Genomic DNA, 19296 nt, shown 5'->3' on the forward strand with positions numbered 1-19296 from the left:
GTATATATAGATATAGCAAAGGGGAGATTTATACAATGCATTTTGCTATATTAAAATTTTTAAAGAATAATTGACATAAGCATGTGAAAGAATATATAATATAAAACGCAAATGCAAACCTTTTGCAATTGGAGGAATTAAAATGAAAATAGCAAAATCATTTTTAGTGTTATTATTAATCTTATCTATATCAGTTCTTACCACAGCTTGTTCTAACAATAGTCAGGTGGTGCTACCCAACCAGCCTAATGATCAGCAAAACAGTCTTAAAATCTACACCACATTTTATCCGCTGTATGATTTCACCAAGAAGATTGTGGGCGATAATGCTCAGGTGGAAAATCTCATGCCGGCAGGAGTCGAACCTCATGACTTTGAACCTTCGCCCAAACAGACGGCGATGATTTATGATGGTGATATATTTATCTTTTTAGGTGAAAGCATGGAGCTATGGGCAAAAAAAATGGCAGGAGATTTGGATAAAAAGGGTGTTGCTGTTGTAGAAGCCGGTAAAGGCCTCATAGAGAACAATGATCCGCATATCTGGCTCGACCCTGTAATGGCCAAGGAGATGGCACAAAAGATTTTTGACGGAGTTGTCGCAAAAGACCCGGAGCACAGTGAAGTATATCAGGAAAATCTTAACAACCTTATGCAAAAATTCGATGAGCTTGATAAAAACTTAAATGAAATAATATCAAGCAGTTCTGAAAAAAACATAGTAACATCACATTCCTTTTTAGGTTATGTGGCTCGCCGCTATGGGCTTGAGCAGACAGCTATTACCGGCCTTTCGCCGCAGGAAGAGCCATCGCCGAAGAAGATGGCAGAGCTGGTAGAGTTTTGCAAGGCTAAGAAAATAAAGTATATACTGGATGAACCGGGGGAAGTTTCCAAGCTTTCACAAACACTTGCCGATGAAATCGGAGCAGAAATTTTAATTATAAATCCCTTGGGAACCCTTCAACCGAATGAGGTAAAAGCCGGAGAAGACTATTTTTCTGTTATGGAAAAAAATTTAGAAGTATTAAAGCGAGTGTTGAGCTATGAGCAGTAATAGTTTATGTGCGGGTTTTGGAAGGGTATATGACGGTGAAGCCGGTGATGATATGGAGGATATCATTGATACATCTAAAATCAAAGACAATGAGGTCATAAGCCTTAAAAATGTCGATTTTTCATACAATGGTACTTTAGTCTTAACAAATATAAATATTACAGTTGAAAAAGGCGACTTTATAGCGATTCTCGGCCCAAACGGTTCGTCAAAGTCGACCTTACTTAAGATTATGCTGGGATTGCTTACTCCTAAAGCCGGAGAAGTTAAGATATTCGGACAAAATGTCCGGCATTTTAAGGAGTGGAGCAAGATTGGCTATATATCTCAGCAAGCTGCAAATACGAATACATCCTTTCCTGCCACGGTGGAGGAAATAGTTTCATCGGGATATTACACAGGATTCGGCAGGTTGTTTGATAAAGCCGAGAGAAAAGCAGCCACCGGCGAAGCCCTTGCTGCGGTAAAAATCACAGACCTTTCCAATAGACTAATTGGTCAGCTTTCAGGCGGACAAAGACAGAAAGTATTTTTAGCAAGGGCGCTGGTTAAAAAACCGGAGGCTCTTTTTCTCGATGAACCTACAACCGGCATTGATGCAGTCTCGCAGCAGGAATTTTACGAAATGCTTGCCAAACTTCATAAAAACCGCATGACAATTGTCATGATAACCCATGATATTGACGCAGCCATAAAAAGAGCTACAAAGGTTGGCTATATGGAAGATGGCAACATAAATATTTATGAAAATAATGGGAACCTTTCCGGAATTTTAGCGTCTAGATTAATAGGGGAAGGTGCAAGGGGAAGAATATGATGTATATCCTTAGTTTTGATTTTATGCAAAGAGCCTTTATGGCTGGAATCATTACAGCACTGCTGGCATCAGTTATGGGCGTTTTTATTGTGTTAAGGCGCATGTCCATGGTAGGCGACAGCCTATCTCACGCAGCATTGGCAGGAGTAGCTGGCGGCATGCTTGTAGGGATTTATCCGTTTTACGGTGCTTTGATTTTCTCGGGTGCTGCCGCCGTTTTAATAGAAATTATAAGGTCGGCCTTCAGTAAATACGCAGAGGTGGCTTTGGCAGTGGTATTATCCGGAGGGATGGGCCTTGCGGTAGTGTTCATAAGTATTGGAAAATCCTTTAATGCCGACCTGATGTCATATTTATTCGGCAGCTTAGTGGCTGTTTCATCCCAGGATCTTCTACTTATTGCAATATTAGGTTTCATCATAATGTTTTCTATGATATTATTATATAGGGAACTTTTTTCCATTACATTCGATGAAGAAGCAGCAAGGCTTTCCGGCATACCGGTTAAAGCGGTCAACATGTATTTCACCCTTATGACAGCTCTGGTAGTAGCCTTATCCATTCGAGTGGTAGGAGCCTTGCTGATATCGGCCTTAATGGTCATACCGGCTGCTGTTGGCATGCAACTAGCAAAAAGCTTCAAATCGACTTTTATTATAGCCGTTGGGGTAGCGATTTTTTCTGTTGTATCCGGTCTTTATACATCTTTCATATTCGATTTGGCCCCTGGCGGAACCATAGTTTTGATTGCTACAGCCATACTAATGATTGTACTTTGTGTAAAGGGGGCTGTAAAGCAATGGATGTAGAAGAACTTTTAAAAAAACAGCGGTTAAAGGTGACTCCGCAGCGCAAGGCTATCATCAATGTGCTTGAAAGCTCTGATGGTGTTTTAAGTGCCCAAGATATTTTCACTGAAGTTATCAAAATACTGCCAAACATTAATTTTTCAACAATATATCGAAATCTTGATTTGCTGCTTGAAAGAGGAATTTTGTGTCGAATTACTCCGGAAAGCGGTGGAATTCTATACGAACTTCGTCGCGAGGAAGGGCACCACCACCATGTAATTTGTAAAAAATGTGGAGCGTCAATTCCCCTTGACTACTGTCCGATGGGAAATATAGAAAAGGAACTTAGCCGTAAAGGCTTTACCCCGACGGAACATCGATTTGAGATTTACGGCTATTGCAACAAATGCAGTAAAAAAATAAAGGAGTAAAGGAGGTATTACACAATGAACCGGCTCATAAAAAGACTTCTGATACTTATGCTGGTTACGATTTTAATACTTGCCGGCTGTGCTAAAGAAAATGACAGCAAACCGGTAGTATCTCAACCGCCAGATACCTCTTCCGTCGGTAATGAAAACGAACCTGTGCCCAATCAAGCAGCATCCCCCGATGAAAATATCGGTGATACAAATAGCAATTTGACTGATGAAAATGCAGACAGTGAAACAATGTTTAAAGTGCAAGACTCAAAGCAAATTCAAGGATGGAAAGAACTCATAGTTAAAGATTATGCTTATACTACCGAAGATTGGGAATCATATTCCTTTCGCGAAAATAGTCCGATTATCTCATATTCGCTGAACTTTCCCGGCAACTGGAATGTGGATTACAGCATTTTTACCGACGAAAACGGTGCAAAAGTAGCTGAACTGCTGCCCACGATAATTATGAAAGAAGGTCAAAGCCTGTTGGATAATTGGGAGCCAAACAGCGAGTGTGAATTGATATCTCGTGAAAACATAAAAGTCGGGGATCTGACCGGCGTAAAAATAATACTGAAGTCTTATCCATACGGCGGAGATATCGAGATGTGGTATCCGCATACCTACTACCTTACCGACGGCAAACAAGTATTTATTATGAGCTTTTACGCGCTGGAGTTAGATTCAGAAGAACAAGAACTATTCGATAAAATTATAAAAACATTCCAATTCTTAAGTTGAACATTAAAATTCAGGGCAAAAAGTAAAGGGCTATTAAATGTTACATAAAAGCCCAGCATAACAAAAACCCAAAGCCATGCATATAAGCAAAAAGCTATCTTGCTTATATGCATGGCTTATTTTTATAAGAATCAAATATCAGTTGCCCATATCCGCAAGAACAGATTTTAACACCAAAGCCAAGATTCCAAGTTAAAACTTAGACCATAAAATCTCCCATACCAAAATTAACTAATAACTCAGATAAAAGTCCTTTTTTAAGGAGGAGTTTTTTGGAAAAGGTGGAATATATATAAAAGACAAAAAATCACAATGTTTGATAAAGTTATTAATTATTTTAGCACGGAGAAAATAAAACACAATTATTGTCGATTTTAAAATACAAAAATAATGGAGGTTAAAAGTTGAGACAACAAATTTACTTTTGGCCAGAAAACGGTCAGTACCTAACATTGCCTATTCACTATAATCATATAGTGCAGGCCGTGATATATGATTCACTGGATGAAGATATCAGTAATTTTCTGCATGAGAAAGGCTTTTCTTATGAAAAAAGATCCTTTAAAATGTTCGCCTTTTCCAGACTTATGGGCACCTATGAAATAGATAAGGGAAAGGAAAAAATCATATTGCAGAAGCCGGTATCGCTAGTAGTAACATCGCCTTACAGAAATTTTTGCACATCACTTGCCAACGGCCTCTTGCTCAAATCGACTGTAAGGTTGGGAAATACAAATATGCAAGTTACGAATGTCTCTTTTGCAAAGGATATGATTTACCAAGATAAAATACAAATAAGCACACTATCGCCTATTGTCGTCTATAGCACTTTGATGAGGCCAGATGGCAGGAAATATACCTGCTATTTTGAACCTGGAGAAAAAGATTTTGATGAAATCATGGAAAAAAATCTTCGGAAAAAATACATAGCATTTCATAAAACAGAGCCTCCTGAAGGGAATGTAAAATTAGAACCTCTAAGACAGCCAAAACTTTCGATAATAAAATACAAAAACACAATAATAAAAGGCTACTCAGGAAGATTTATCCTTTCAGGTCCCGCTCCTCTCCTACAAATAGCAGTAGAAAGCGGTCTAGGCAGCAAAAACAGCCAAGGATTCGGGTGCGTGGAGGTGGAAGGATAGGTATTAAATAGGTATTAAAATAGTTTCTGTTAAAAAAGAAGTGAAGAGCTTAATTAAGCTCTCCCTTCTTAAACCCTTATAGGTATACTAGAATTGTAACAATAAAATCATATATTTCAATTCCCTTTAGGGCAATTAATTATACATATTATATAATACTAATAAAAAAAATTAAAGCTTATTAAAAATTATTGACAATTCTTGATATAAAGTATAAAATACATATTAAGATAACAATAAAAACATATTAAAAGGAAGTGCTAAAAATGAGTATTCCAAAACTGACTGCATTAATAGGGGAAAGTGCTTCCGAAAGATTCCAAGATGAATTTACCCCTCTAATGAAGAGCATTAAAAAAGTCAAAGATGATGAAACGCCTTATATAGTTTTTCTGGTTATGGATTTAGCAAAAGAAGAAATTTATTTTAAGCTAAATAAGAAACTAACCGAAGACTCGGTAAATGAGTATTACTACTTTGGCAATAATTCAGGTTCAGGTGCGCAGTATTATCTTACAAGAGATAGCAAATCCCTAAGATACTTACTAACCAGAACTTTTAATGAACTCTATATAAGTTTATCAAAAAATGATCTAGAAAATGGAGAACTTGCAAAGCTTATAAAAAAGATGGAAGAAAAGAAACTTGTCAAGTTAGGAAAAAAACAGGGAGAAAATTGCTTTAATCTAGAGAAATTATCCTTAGCAAAATCCGGAAAAGTCAAGGATATAAAGTTAGGTAGGGGGAAAAGTGATGTTAATGATATTTACCTTGAGGGCAAGCGCTATCACCCTGAAGATTTTATCCGGATATTTCTACAAGATGCTAATAAGAAAAATAAATTTGTTCTGATAGTACCCAAAGTAATAACTGAAGATGGCCATGAAATAATACTATCTACTCATGATGAATATTTGGAATTGGTTAGAAGAGAAAATAAGCTAGGCTCAAACCAAAATTTAACTAAAGATTCAAATAAAAATAAAAGAATTTGCTACATTTGTAAAAAAGAAGGTCCGGACGTCTCGAGTGAATACTCTAAAAAATTTAGCAGAACAGGGATTAATAAAATTTTTACGACAACAACGATAAATACATCTCCATTTTTGAAAAAATCTGATTATGACAAGGTATACTCTATATGTATTGATTGCTATCAAAAACTCAAGGCGGGCGAGAAGGTAATATCAATGGATTTTAGGAGCAAAATTGCCGGAGAAGATGTTTTTATTATACCCCAAGGATTATTGGGAGATTTTGATTATAACTATCTAGGAATTCTAAAGAAAGATGTGGATCTAGCATTTAAAAGTAGTGATGCTAAAGAGTGGTTTGAAACTATTAAAAGTGAACAAGATTTAAGCGGTGTCCGGCAATACTTAGTAAATTTTATAATTTACAGAACAGACGGCACTTCGCTTACAGTTCTTGAAACTATCGAAGATGTTCCAATGCTAAGGTTAGAGAAAATAATGGAAATTTTTGCGAATATAACAAATGAATTAAAACCTCATATAAAAAATTTTTCATTAGGTTCTGTGTACAGACTCATCCCGGTAAAAGTAAATGATAAAGGTAAGCAGATTGATGTAGGGAGAGTTTTATCACTTTATAAAGCCATTTTGTCTGGCGAAAAAATTAGCAGCAGAACTCTTTTTGATTATGCGTTAGAAGGGTTAGAAAAAGGGATAAAGCAATTAGAAAAAGCGACTATTAACAATTACTACAATATGGGTTTAACGCGATATTTAAATGGATATGAAGACTTTTTTATAAAGAGGTTAATATTCGGCTATATAGTTTTATTTAAAGCTTGTCAGGAGTTAAATTTGTTAGATAGAGAAGTATTTAAATTTCAAAAAGAGGAGGAAGATGATTTTATGGATAATTTTGAAACGCCTTCAAAAGAAGTCAATGCGTTAATTAGGCGAATAGAAGAATTTTTAAAACGCCAAGGCTTTAATAACAATGCCAAAGCCATGTTTTATTTAGGAGTTTTGGTAAATCGAGTAGCGATGGCGCAGATGGAAAAGGAACATAAGAAGAAACCTATCTTGAAAAAAATACAATTTCAAGGAATGAATGCGAAAGAAGTATATGGCTTATATCAAGATGTAGTGGAAAAATTAATCCAATACAACAAAATGACGTTATTTACAGAAGCTATTATGAATAGATTTCACTATTACTATGGGTCTCTTGACGGCGATTGGAAACTTGATGATAGGGCTAATGTATTTTATATAATGGCTGGATATTCATATATGGTAGGCAATAAAGCACTTGATTTTACTAAGGAAGAGGAAGAAGCAGAGATCGGAGTAGGTGATGAGGAAGAAGTAAGCGAGGATCGCATAGAAGAATGAGAAGAGCAATGACGATAAATAGCCAAATATTATACATTAATTAAGGAAAGGACGATTTTCATGTTGATAAACCAGAACAGCGATTTTCTCTTTGGCTTTCAAGCTACAATGTCAAATCCCAACGGGGATCCAGACCAGGAAAATAAGCCTAGAATGGATTACGAAACTTCGACAGCACTAGTAAGTGATGCTAGGAGAAAAAGAGATGTAAGAGATTTTTTAAAAAACAAAGGTTACAAAATTTTTGTTGACACACTTGCAGATCAAAAAGTTCCCATGGACAAAATGTTGGAGTACATAACAGATACTTTCTTGGAAAATTCGGGAAATATAGAACTTCTTTTTAAAGAAAATCCAAACTTAAAAGTCCAATGGGAAAAAGTATTTGGAACGACAGAGAATCCTAACAAAGAATATAATGAGAAAAAGGAAAAGTTAAAGAAAAATAAAGATTTCATAAGATTGAATAATATTTTTCTAACTGAAATAATCAAAAAAGAACTTATAGATATACGCCTTTTCGGCAGCGCCATGGCTGTTGAAGGCGTAAGTAAAACTTTTACCGGCCCTGTTCAATTGAACTGGGGTTATTCACTCCATCCAGTAGAATTGATTAAGTCAAATACAATCACTTCTATAATGAACGAAGATAACTCGACCTTTGGGAAAAAATACAAACTCTATTATGCTTTAATGGCCCATTACGGCACAATAAATAAATATAATGCAAAACTGACAGGGATGACAGAAAAGGATAGAGAATTATTCAGAAAAGCTTTAGGTCAAAGTCTAATGGCAAATCAAACAGACAGCAAGCAAGGTCAAGAACCGATATTTTACTTAGAGATCCTTTATGCTCCTGAATTTGACGGCTACTTGGGCGATTTAAGGAGATTTTTAAATGTTGAATATGCAACTTATGCTATAAGGAGTCTAGACGATATTAAAGTAGACTTTAGCCGATTAAATGATGCTATAAATAATGTGAAAAATAAAGGCTATATAGACAAAGTGATAGGTTGGGTAAATCCTTTTATTCCCAACGAAAGCTTCATGAATTTACCTGAATTTGAAAACATAGATCTTTTGGCTCCTATAAAAACGGAGGAATAAACATGAAGGTTATTTCATTTCATTTAAAGGGCAAGATGGCTCATTTTAGAAAGTTTTACTCAAACGCATCAGCTCTTTCATATTTTGTGCCTCCAAGAACCACGATATGCGGCATTATAGCAGGGCTATTAGGACTAGAAAGAGACGGATATTATGACGACTTTTCTCTAGACAATTGCAAAATAACCATAACTTCATGCAGTCCCTTAAAAAAGACTATGCAAAAGTTAAATTACCTTATGATTAAATCCGTCCAAGACTTAAACGGATCTCAAGAAAATCATAGCCAGACTGCCACAGAGCTGGTAATTCCCCAGGATATCAGGTCAGGATATATTGATTATAAAATATGGTTTCACCATTGCGACAACAAAATAATGAGCGATGTTGAAAGTATAATAAATGATTGCTCTCCATTTTATGAAAGCAAATGGTCCTGTGTAGCTCTGGGCAGTGCATTTAATTTGGGTTGGATAGAAAAGGGAGAAATATTAGAAGCAGAAGAAAAATTTGTCAAGTCAAAAAAACTAGTATCATCTTCCATACCCATACATAACATAGAAGAAATTAAAGTTGATGAGATTAATACTAACAAGGTGTATAAATTGATAAAAGAAGAAGTGCCTTTAGAATTTGACCAGCAGAGGCGTATCACTAAAGAAGGATTAAAAGAAATATTAATAAATGTTAATGGCGACTATATACCTGCTGTAGTAGATTCATTTGTCAGTTTAGATAATGGTGAAGTTATTACATGGTTAGAATAAAAAAAGGCACTGGAGAAAGTTTATCCTCCAGTGCCTTAAAAAGGTGAAATAAAATGCAATATTTAGCTCATTACGATAAAGGAAAACAAGAAAAACAATTTTTGAATGAGCATTTAACTTCAGTAGCTACATTAGCCAAAACTCGAGTATTGCCATGTGTTGTATTTGATGATTTGGATAGCTCAAAGATTGAAGAGATTTGCTATTGGACGGGATATTTTCATGATTTGGGCAAGTATAGCATTTATTTCCAAGATTACTTACAAAAAGGAATAAGTAGTCCTCTGAAAAATCACGCTCACATTTCAGCATGCTTTGCTTACTCGTATTTATCCAACAAAGCAACATCGCGATTTGACTCTGACAAAACGTTACTTTTTTTTATTTATACGTGTATAAGGCTGCACCATACATCATTAAAATGCAAAGGATTATTTAATTATGGAATATGGGAGGACTTAATTCCTATAAGCAAAAATATAAGTGACAAAAGCAATGAAATTATAAAGGACTTAGGACTTGCTCAAGACATGTCAGATGAAGAATTTCGTGCGCTGATTGATATTGAAAAATTCAAGGCTAATGCTTTCTCTCTTGAACGAATCCCATTAATGTTTAATAATAGTCGAATAAGTAATCCAAAGTGGTATTTTCTGCTCATTTATTTGTTTTCAATGTTAATAGATACTGACAAATTAGACTCGGCAAATATAAAAAGTGAAAAAATATCCACCGTTCCACCGGAAAACGTTACTAGCTATATTTTTAGTAAACATGGCAAGAAGTCAGATACAGAATTAATTAATAATCGCGAAAAAGCAAGAAAAAGCATGATAGAAGTAGTTGAGAGTTTAAGTAATGACGCATTAAAGAATGTAAGGTTTTTTACGATAACAGCACCTACAGGGATAGGGAAAACCCTCTCATCTCTTCAGTGTGCTCTTGACCTCCAGCAAAAAATAGCAGAAACAGAAGGATATACTCCACGGATAATTACGGCTATCCCGTTTATAAATATTATCGAGCAAAATAAGTTAGAATATGAAAATGTAATGGGGAAAGAGTGTAAAATAGCTGTCCACCATAGATTATCTGATTTTGGAGTGGCTAAATCTAAAGATGAAACAATACCGGTGGATAGAGTTCTTTTAGAAACTGAGTCATGGGAAGCAGATGTTATACTTACAACCTTTGTCCAATTATTTCAATCTCTGTTTTCCAGCACAAATAAAATGTTAAAAAAAATTAATAAACTTGCCGGAAGCATTGTAATTCTGGATGAAATTCAAGCAATCCCTGAAAAATATATGCCTTTAATAGGAGCTTCACTTCAGATGATTGCGAAATATTACGGAACACGATTTATTTTAATGACTGCTACACAGCCCAAGATTCTTCAATTCGGCAGTATGCTTTTGCAATACACTGAAAAAAATTCAAAACAAATTGAGAGCATAGAGCTTTTACCAAACCATGAAGAATATTTTAAGTGTTTGACTAGGACTAAATTTGTACCGCTTTTAGAAAATGTATTGGACACAGAAGACTTCCTTGATGTATTTTTTAATAAATGGGATTACACAAAATCTTGCCTAATTGTTGTCAATACGATTAAACGAAGTATAGATGTTTATAAGAAAATCAAAGAAGAACTAGCACTGAGAGGTTTTAAATTACCAGTATATTATCTTTCTACGAATATTATTCCTTTAAAAAGAAGAGATGTGATTCAAGAAGTTAAAGATTTGTTGGAAAGTGAGCAGCCGGTTATTCTGGTTTCAACTCAAACTATAGAAGCAGGCGTAGATCTAGATTTTGATATGGCATTTAGGGATTTTGCCCCTCTGGATTCTCTTGTTCAGACAGCCGGCAGGGTTAATCGACAAGGGAAAAAAGGCAATTATTCTCCAGTATATATTATTCAGCTAGAAAATGATAGCCATTATATTTATGATTTATCGCTTCGTGAAGTTACTATAAATTTACTCAAAGAGCTGTTAACGGCGCAAGAAGAGATAAAAGAAACTGATTATGTTAGTTTAACTAAGAGATATTACGATTTAATCCTTAAAGAGGGAGTAGATGATGCGTCAAAGAGAATTTGGAATGATGGAATATTAAAGTTGGATTTTGATAAGCTAGAAGAATTTAAGCTTATAGAGTCACCGGGCGAAGTTTACGATGTATTTATAGAAAAAGAACTGTCTGCTACGAATTTAGCAGATGCATATGAACAAGTATTAGGATATAAAGATAGTTTTGATTACGATTTATCTAAAATATTTCCCGACTTTAAATCAGACCAATTTGAGAAAACACTTAATGTGTTTCAAAGAAAGGCTTTGCTTAGGCTTATAATGGCTAAAATGCATGATTATATAATTCAAGTAAGAGTCTCACGATTAAAAGAAAATAGACCTGTGGAATTTAAAGAGAGAGGAAATATAGAATCTAGTTTGTACTGGGTGCCTCCAACCAAATGTGATGATTATTATGATGAAGATACGGGTTTTAAAGATGAAAGCGGTGACGGATTCATTTAATATAAAATCCGATACAAAAAAGTTGTCGATGGGAATGGTGCAAAAACCCCTGGAGGTCGACGACAACCTAAAATCACACTCAAATAAAGAATAGAAATGGAAAAGAAGGACTTTTCGATTTAATGTAGAAATTATTAATAGAAAATTGAACAAATTATTTTTCTCGCTCTTTCTTTATTTTTTACCCCAAATTACGGGTTTATAGCCTACCTATAAGGGATTGAAACTAAATTTAAAATCTGCCAGAAGTTCACTAAGACCCAGGTTTATAGCCTACCTATAAGGGATTGAAACAAATATTTAACTCCATTACTTAATCGATGCGGAGAGACGCGTTTTTAGCCTACCTATAAGGGCTCACATCTTCTTGTTTCTATGCTTAAATAAATAGTAAATTATTTGGCTTTCCCGTATTTGCACACTTTTCCTTTATAAATTTAAACCCTTTTTATGGGTTTATTTTTATGTCGTTGAAAATTTGATATATTAAACTTAAACAGGTAACACGCTATGGCAAAGTTGTTGTCTGCCGAAACAAAATGCTTAAAGGGTGAGATGGATGTTTATCATATTGGTGTATGATGTTGGGGAAAAGCGAGTGGCGAAGGTCCTGAAAATATGTCGGAAGTATTTAACCTGGGTGCAAAATTCTGTGCTGGAAGGGGAAATTTCTGCTGCGAATTTCAAAAAGCTAAAGCTAGAATTAAAGCGAGTTATCGATGAAGATGAGGATTCGGTCATATTTTATATATTGCGAACAACTAAGTATTCTGAGAGGCAGAGCATGGGGATAAAAAAGGGCGGAGATGAATTATTTATTTGATTTGGCTAATGCGGCGAAAAACTTATATAATGCAAGCATAAAGCAGATTGCAGTAAGAAAATGGAGTTTCCGGCAGGAAACATGATAATATTAATATTTTTAGAAAAAAAGCATAATACAAAATTTATAATATGTGGTATAGTAAAACAAAGGGGATTATGTATTCTGTATACAAAAGGACAGTATTTCATGTATGCGTATATATCCCAAATAAAAACACAAATTAAGATTTTAATTTGTGCTTGCAGCAAGGCTAATTTACAATTTTGAATTTAATATTCTTGCGTCATTGTATACAGGAAACCTGGCATTCAAAAATACGGAATATTCTGTATACGTTACTTCAATTAAACAATTATTAATGAGGTGATATAAATTGAAATACGACGATAAAAAAACGATTGTGCTAGGAGTTATAGGTTCTGATGTGCACTCAGTAGGTATTAGAATTCTCGATGAAGCCTTTAGTGAAGCCGGTTTTAATGTGGTAAACATCGGAGTTTTATCATCACAGGAAGATTTTATCAATGCCGCCATTGAAACCGATGCCGATGCCATCTTGGTGTCTTCGCTATATGGACATGGAGAGCTTGACTGCAAAGGTTTTAAGGAAAAATGCGTTGAAGCAGGCTTAGGTGATGTGATCCTATATGTAGGCGGCAATCTGGTGGTTGGAAAACAAGATTGGCCGGCTACTGAAAAGAAATTTTTAGACATGGGATTTGACAGGGTTTATCCTCCAGGGACACTGCCTGAAATACCTATTAATGATTTAAAAAATGATTTAGGGATTAAATAAGATAATCTTTGTTTACAAAGAGGTGTGAGAATGGAACTAGCCTTACTTATAGATATTGGAAGCACCTATACAAAAGTGACTGCCGTAGATTTGGAAACCGTCGAGCTAAAAGCCAGGGCACAAGCGGCAACTACCGTAGCTGAAGATGTAAATATAGGGATAAATAAGGCCCTCGAAGAACTCAAAGCAATGGGAATCGATCCTGCAAAGGCAAAACACAAACTTGCATGCAGCAGTGCGGCAGGCGGTCTTAAGATGGTAGCAGTGGGCCTTGTGCCTGAACTAACGACCGAAGCCGCAAAGCGAGCAGCACTAGGTGCAGGAGCTAAGGTAGGACATGTGTTTTGCTATGAGCTGACAGATGATGAGCTGAATCAAATAGCAAGGTACTCGCCGGATATAATTCTGCTTGCAGGCGGCACCGATGGCGGCAATAAAGATGTGATAATACATAATGCTGAAAAACTTGCAGAACTTAAAGTTGATGCCCCGATAATCGTTGCAGGCAACAAAACAGCGGCATCTGCTGCCGAAAAAGCCCTGCGTGCAGCCTCTAAAGAAGTCTATGTTACCGAAAATGTAATGCCTAAACTTGAATGCCTGAACATCGAACCTGCCAAAAAGATTATCAGAGAAGTTTTTTTAAGCAAGATTATTTATGCCAAAGGCCTGTCAAAAGTAAGTAATTATGTAGACAGCCCTATCATACCCACTCCTTCAGCGGTAATGAAGGCGGCTGAGCTTCTTGCCAAGGGGAGCGATAATGAGGCAGGGTATGGAGAGGTTATGATTGTCGATATCGGGGGAGCTACAACAGATGTGGATTCTGCTGCAACAGGAGAGCCGACAAAGGCAGGGGTGACGTTAAGAGGTCTTGAAGAACCTTTTATAAAAAGGACCGTGGAAGGGGACCTCGGGATGCGCTACAGCGCCTTGGCACTGGTCGAAGAAGTCGGCATCAAGAATATGTTGAAAAATTACCTTCCCTGCGGTATGGATGAAAAAACCTTGCAAGAGTATGTCAAAAAAATAAGCATTGATACAGATTATGTGCCTTGTAATGAAACGGACAAACAAATAGATTGCGGAATCGCAAAAGCTGCAACAGACCTTGCAGTCAAAAGACATGTAGGAAGAATCGAAACAGTCTATAGCCCATTCGGTGCGGCATATGTTCAGCATGGGAAAGACCTTACAAAGCTTGATTTTATGATAGCAACCGGCGGAGTCCTCATATACAGCGAAAATCCAAAGGAAATATTAAGACATGGCCTATACGACAGCAGCCGGCCGGAAGTGCTGGCACCGGAAAATCCCAAAATGCTTCTTGATGAAAAATACCTTTTATCATCTTTAGGGTTATTAAGTGAAATCGCGCCTGACAAGGCTTTAAACTTGGCAAAAAAATATCTTAAAGAGCTTTAATTTTAAGGAGGCATGTACTATGGAAGTTCAAAATAAAAAATGGGATATGAAAAAATTTAGTGAAATGAGGCAGGAGGTTTTAAATCAGTGGCCCACGGGAAAGGAAGTAGATTTTGAGGAAGCAGTAAGGTATCACCAAAACCTTCCCAAAAATCAAATTATGACAAATAAGCTGCGGGAGGCTGCCACTAAAAATAATACACTGATACAACCTCGGGCCGGTGTAGCCCTGCTTGATGAACATATAGAACTTTTGAAATTCCTCAGGCAGAAAGGAAAGGCAGATGTGCTGCCTACCACAATAGACAGCTACACTAGGCAAAACAGGTATGAAGAAGCCGAAAAAGGCATTAAAGAAAGCGAAAAAGCAGGGCGGTCGCTGCTGAACGGTTTTCCCGCAGTAAATTACGGCGTAAAAAAATGCAGAAAAGTAATTGAATCTGTAGACTGTCCTGTTCAGGTAAGACACGGAACTCCTGATGCTCGGCTGCTAGCTGAAATTACACTGGCAGGAGGTTTTACAGACTTTGAAGGCGGCGGTATATCCTATAACGTGCCATATGCCAAGAAAATCTCTATTGAACAATCGATTTATTATTGGCAGTATGTGGATAGGCTTGTAGGCATTTACGAAGAAAACGGGATTTCTTTAAACAGAGAACCCTTCGGCCCGCTGACCGGAACGCTGGTTCCTCCTTGTATATCTCACAGCATAGGAATCATTGAGGGACTCCTTGCTGCAGAGCAGGGTGTTCGAAATATTACCCTCGGATACGGCCAGTGCGGCAATTTAATCCAGGATGTTGCAGCTGTTGAGACATTAAAAGAGCTGTCAGCGGAATATCTAAAAGATTATGATGTTATGCTGACTACGGCTTTTCATCAATGGATGGGCGGATTCCCGCAGGATGAAGCTCAAGCCTTCGGAGTTATATCTTGGGGAGCTGCCACTGCAGCGTTGAGCAAGGCTACTAAGGTTATTGTAAAAACACCTCATGAAGCATTTGGCGTGCCCACAAAAGAGGCGAATGCCGAAGGCTTAAGAGCTACAAGACAGGTAATCAACATGCTAAAAGACCAGAGGATGATTTCCAGCCAGGAACTTGAAAAAGAAAAAGAGATTATAAAAAGAGAAACACGGCAGATTTTATCCAAGGTGTATGAACTTGGAGAAGGAGATTGGGCAAAAGGTGCAGTAAGAGCCTTTGAAGCAGGGGTACTTGATGTTCCCTTTGCGCCCAGCCAGTTTAATGCCGGAAAAATCTTGCCTGCCCGGGACAACAGCGGAGCGGTCAGGTTTTTGAATTTCGGCTCAATTCCCTTTGATGATAAAATAAAAGAATTCCACAGAAGAAAATTAGCTGAAAGGGCCAAGGCAGAAAACAGAGAAGTAAGCTTTCAAATGGTCATAGACGATATATACGCAATAGGACAGGGAATGCTTGTAGGAAGAATGGATTCTAAAATTGCATGAAGGAGACAAGGCAATGAGTAAAATTAAGGAAGTTATAGCATCTAAAGGTCTTGCCGGCTTTTATTTCGACGATCAGGCGGCAATTAAAAGCGATGCAAAAGAGGATGGGTTTATTTACAAAGGCACACCAAAAACAAAAGGATTTACAGATGTAAGGCAGGCAGGGGAATCTATTTCAGTAATGATAATAACAGATGACGGCAAGATGGCTTACGGAGACTGCGCCGCTGTCCAATACTCGGGAGCCGGCGGTCGGGATCCGTTGTTTTTAGCAGAAGATTTTATACCGGTTATTGAAAATGAAATAAGGCCGATATTGATAGGAGAGGAGCTTGACAGCTTTAGGAGACTTGCAGATAAAATAGACAGCTACAAAATCGACGGCAAAAGCCTTCACACAGCTTTGCGCTATGGAATCACCCAAGCAATCCTGGATGCAGTTGCTAAGGCGAAAAATACAACGCGCACAGAAGTGGTAGCAGAAGAATACGGCCTTGAATTAGAACTCATACCAGTTCCCATTTTCGCCCAAAGCGGCGATGACCGCTATACAAATGCAGATAAGATGATAATAAAGCGGGTGGATGTTCTTCCGCATGCCCTTATAAACAATGTTTCAAAACTCGGCAAGCAGGGTGAAAAGCTTATAGAATATATTAACTGGCTAAAACAAAGAATTTACCAAATAGCAGGCGACGACTATAAGCCATATTTCACATAGATGTTTACGGAACAATCGGCGAGGCATTTGACGGTGATATTTGCGCCATAACGGATTATTTTGAAAAACTTGAGAAAGCGGCATCGCCATTTATGCTAAGAATTGAAGGCCCTATAGATGCAGGCAGTAAATATGAGCAGTTAAAGCAATTAAAGCTGCTTAGGGAGAGCCTTAAAAAGCGAAATATCAAGGTTGAAATTGTAGCCGATGAATGGTGCAATACTTTAGAAGACATCAAGGAATTTGTGGATGAGGGTGCTGCAGACATGATTCAGGTAAAAACGCCAGATTTGGGCGGCATAAACAATACCATTGAGGCGGTGCTCTACTGCAAGGAGCATAAAATAGGCGCATACCAGGGCGGCACATGCAATGAAACCGACCGCTCGGCTCAGATATGCACGGATATCGCCCTTGCCACAAGACCCTGCCAGATACTTGCAAAGCCCGGCATGGGAGTGGATGAAGGTATGATGATTGTATATAACGAGATGAACAGAGTACTTGCTCTTTTAAAATCTAAAAACAACTAAAAATACAAAATAGGAGGTCTTCTGATTGGAAGAGTTGAAAGTTCTTTCGCCAACTGCCATACTTGGCTACGGATTTCCGGAAGAGTCCTTTCAAAGAGGGCTTGAGCAACATCCGGATTTTATAGCGGTGGACGCAGGTTCTACCGACCCCGGCCCATACTACCTTGGGGCGGGAGTATCCTTTACCGACCGGCAGGCAGTAAAAAGGGATTTAAAGCTTATGCTAAAAGCCGGAAAAAAACTTAAAATACCTGTGCTAGTGGGTACAGCCGGAGGCTCAGGAGCAAATGAGCACCTATACTGGACTGAAGATATTATAAAAGAAATAGCAAGAGAAGAAAATCTGGAACTTAAAGTCGCAGTCATAGAGGCACAGATACCTAAGGAAGAGATTTTAAAAAAATATGAGGAAGGAAAAATCGAGCCGCTTGCTCCGGCAGGAGAACTTAGCCGAGAGGACATAGAAGAGACGACGCGGATAGTGGCTCAGATGGGAGTAGAGCCCATCATAGATGCATTAGAAAATGATGTAGACTTGGTTTTGGCAGGACGCGCATTTGACCCTACCGCCTTTGCCGCACCCTGCATTAAAGCAGGATTTCCGAAAGGGCTTGCACTTCATATGGGTAAAATACTTGAATGCGCCAGCATAGCCGCAACCCCCGGAAGCGGCAGCGACTGCATGATGGGCACATTAAGGCATGACTGCTTTATCTTAGAAGCCTTAAACCCAAAGAGAAAGTGCACCGTCACATCCATAGCAGCACACACCCTCTATGAAAAAGACGATCCATACAGATTGCATGGACCGGGAGGGATAATCAATCTGGAAGAAACAGAGTTTACTCAGATAGATGAAAGGCGTGTAAAGGTCAGCGGCAGTAAATTCATACCATCTGAAGAATACACCATAAAACTTGAAGGCGCCAAAAAAACCGGCTATCGCACGATTTCTATTGCAGGGACAAGAGATCCCATAATGATAAATCAAATTGATGATATTTTGGAAGCAGTCAAAGATATGGCAAAAAATAATTTTTCAAATATAAAAAGCGATGATTACCAGATACTGTTTGCACTATACGGAAAAGACGGGGTAATGGGCAAACTTGAGCCGTTAAAGGATAAACCCTCACATGAGATTGGCATCATAATCGAAGTAGTAGCCAAAACCCAGGAAATGGCCAACACAATTTGCAGCTTTACTCGTTCAAGCCTCCTGCACTACGGCTACCCCGGCAGAATAGCTACCGCGGGCAATCTAGCCCTTCGCTACTCGCCATCTGACATAGAGGCGGGAGAAGTGTATGAATTTAGCATTTATCACCTGCTGGCAGTAGAGGATCCAAAGGAATACTTTCCCATTACCGTCAAAACAATAAAAGGAAGTGAATAAAATGGGCATTCCGATTACAGAAGTAGCCGAAGTTATAAGGAGTAAAAACTCAGGTCCATATGAACTTACAATGGATATAATCTTTAAAGACTTTGACTCATACGAGAATGTAAAGCAGAAAAACATCATAAACAAAAAACTTATCAGCAGCCTTTACCAAATACCCGAAGAAGACATAATATCGATAATAAACTTCGATCCGGCAAAAGCAATAAAAATCACAATAAAAAGGCCCCTTGTGGCAGGCGCGGTAGGAGAAAGCGATGTCTACGGCGCCCAGCAGCATGCCCCGCTCCTTGGCATTGAAGTTTAAACAAATAAAAAAGCCTGAACCCCTAATATTTCAAGGAGTTCGGGCTT

16 protein-coding genes and 1 pseudogene are annotated in these 19296 nt (G+C 37.7%); all 17 read left to right on the forward strand.

Annotation, left to right across the window (positions count from 1 at the left end):
• The first annotated feature begins 142 nt into the window (after window positions 1-142).
• The 17 genes and pseudogenes from TEPIRE1_RS00500 (at window position 143) to TEPIRE1_RS00585 (ending at window position 19249) form a co-directional block, all read left to right on the forward strand.
• A complete protein-coding gene (locus TEPIRE1_RS00500; protein WP_013777236.1) occupies window positions 143-1057 on the forward strand; it encodes a metal ABC transporter solute-binding protein, Zn/Mn family in 915 nt (304 codons plus the stop codon).
• Window positions 1047-1874 carry a metal ABC transporter ATP-binding protein gene (locus tag TEPIRE1_RS00505; RefSeq protein ID WP_013777237.1) on the forward strand — a complete coding sequence of 276 codons (828 nt, stop codon included), beginning with the start codon at window positions 1047-1049 and terminating at the stop codon, window positions 1872-1874. The genes TEPIRE1_RS00500 and TEPIRE1_RS00505 overlap by 11 nt, the downstream gene beginning before the upstream one ends.
• Window positions 1871-2683, forward strand: a complete 813-nt coding sequence (locus tag TEPIRE1_RS00510) for a metal ABC transporter permease (protein ID WP_013777238.1) — start codon at window positions 1871-1873, stop codon at window positions 2681-2683. Before TEPIRE1_RS00505 ends, TEPIRE1_RS00510 begins: the two co-directional genes overlap by 4 nt.
• Entirely contained in the window at window positions 2674-3096 is a 423-nt protein-coding gene (locus TEPIRE1_RS00515) for a Fur family transcriptional regulator (RefSeq protein WP_013777239.1), read from the forward strand. The genes TEPIRE1_RS00510 and TEPIRE1_RS00515 overlap by 10 nt, the downstream gene beginning before the upstream one ends.
• 15 nt (window positions 3097-3111) lie before the next feature.
• Window positions 3112-3831, forward strand: a complete 720-nt coding sequence (locus tag TEPIRE1_RS00520; RefSeq protein ID WP_013777240.1) for a hypothetical protein — start codon at window positions 3112-3114, stop codon at window positions 3829-3831.
• A gap of 404 nt (window positions 3832-4235) precedes the next feature.
• Entirely contained in the window at window positions 4236-4976 is a 741-nt protein-coding gene (gene cas6, locus TEPIRE1_RS00525; protein WP_013777241.1) for a CRISPR-associated endoribonuclease Cas6, read from the forward strand.
• Window positions 4977-5242: 266 nt separating this feature from the next.
• Window positions 5243-7342: a TM1802 family CRISPR-associated protein gene (locus TEPIRE1_RS00530; protein ID WP_013777242.1), complete on the forward strand. Its 2100-nt coding sequence runs from the start codon at window positions 5243-5245 to the stop codon at window positions 7340-7342.
• A 60-nt stretch (window positions 7343-7402) separates the two neighbouring features.
• Window positions 7403-8455: a CRISPR-associated protein gene (locus TEPIRE1_RS00535; RefSeq protein WP_013777243.1), complete on the forward strand. Its 1053-nt coding sequence runs from the start codon at window positions 7403-7405 to the stop codon at window positions 8453-8455.
• 2 nt (window positions 8456-8457) lie between these two features.
• On the forward strand, window positions 8458-9222 hold the full coding sequence (gene cas5, locus TEPIRE1_RS00540; RefSeq protein WP_013777244.1) for a CRISPR-associated protein Cas5: 765 nt from the start codon (window positions 8458-8460) through the stop codon (window positions 9220-9222).
• 53 nt (window positions 9223-9275) lie between these two features.
• A complete protein-coding gene (locus TEPIRE1_RS00545; protein WP_013777245.1) occupies window positions 9276-11765 on the forward strand; it encodes a CRISPR-associated helicase/endonuclease Cas3 in 2490 nt (829 codons plus the stop codon).
• Between the two features lie 559 nt (window positions 11766-12324).
• Window positions 12325-12588, forward strand: a complete 264-nt coding sequence (cas2, locus tag TEPIRE1_RS00550) for a CRISPR-associated endonuclease Cas2 (protein ID WP_013777246.1) — start codon at window positions 12325-12327, stop codon at window positions 12586-12588.
• Between the two features lie 376 nt (window positions 12589-12964).
• Window positions 12965-13387 carry a methylaspartate mutase subunit S gene (gene glmS / locus TEPIRE1_RS00560; protein WP_013777247.1) on the forward strand — a complete coding sequence of 141 codons (423 nt, stop codon included), beginning with the start codon at window positions 12965-12967 and terminating at the stop codon, window positions 13385-13387.
• Window positions 13388-13417: 30 nt separating this feature from the next.
• Complete coding sequence (gene glmL, locus TEPIRE1_RS00565) at window positions 13418-14812, forward strand: methylaspartate mutase accessory protein GlmL (RefSeq protein WP_013777248.1); 1395 nt, start codon at window positions 13418-13420, stop codon at window positions 14810-14812.
• A 19-nt stretch (window positions 14813-14831) separates the two neighbouring features.
• Window positions 14832-16286 carry a methylaspartate mutase subunit E gene (locus tag TEPIRE1_RS00570; protein WP_013777249.1) on the forward strand — a complete coding sequence of 485 codons (1455 nt, stop codon included), beginning with the start codon at window positions 14832-14834 and terminating at the stop codon, window positions 16284-16286.
• 13 nt (window positions 16287-16299) lie between these two features.
• Window positions 16300-17540 (forward strand): annotated as a pseudogene (locus tag TEPIRE1_RS00575) (methylaspartate ammonia-lyase).
• Window positions 17541-17565: 25 nt separating this feature from the next.
• Window positions 17566-18936 (forward strand): acyclic terpene utilization AtuA family protein, encoded by a 1371-nt coding sequence (locus TEPIRE1_RS00580; RefSeq protein WP_013777251.1) that lies wholly within the window; start codon window positions 17566-17568, stop codon window positions 18934-18936.
• 1 nt (window position 18937) lies between these two features.
• Window positions 18938-19249, forward strand: a complete 312-nt coding sequence (locus TEPIRE1_RS00585; RefSeq protein ID WP_013777252.1) for a DUF4387 domain-containing protein — start codon at window positions 18938-18940, stop codon at window positions 19247-19249.
• Window positions 19250-19296 lie beyond the last annotated feature (47 nt).

The sequence above is a fragment of the Tepidanaerobacter acetatoxydans Re1 genome, assembly GCF_000328765.2.
GTDB lineage: Bacteria > Bacillota > Thermosediminibacteria > Thermosediminibacterales > Tepidanaerobacteraceae > Tepidanaerobacter > Tepidanaerobacter acetatoxydans.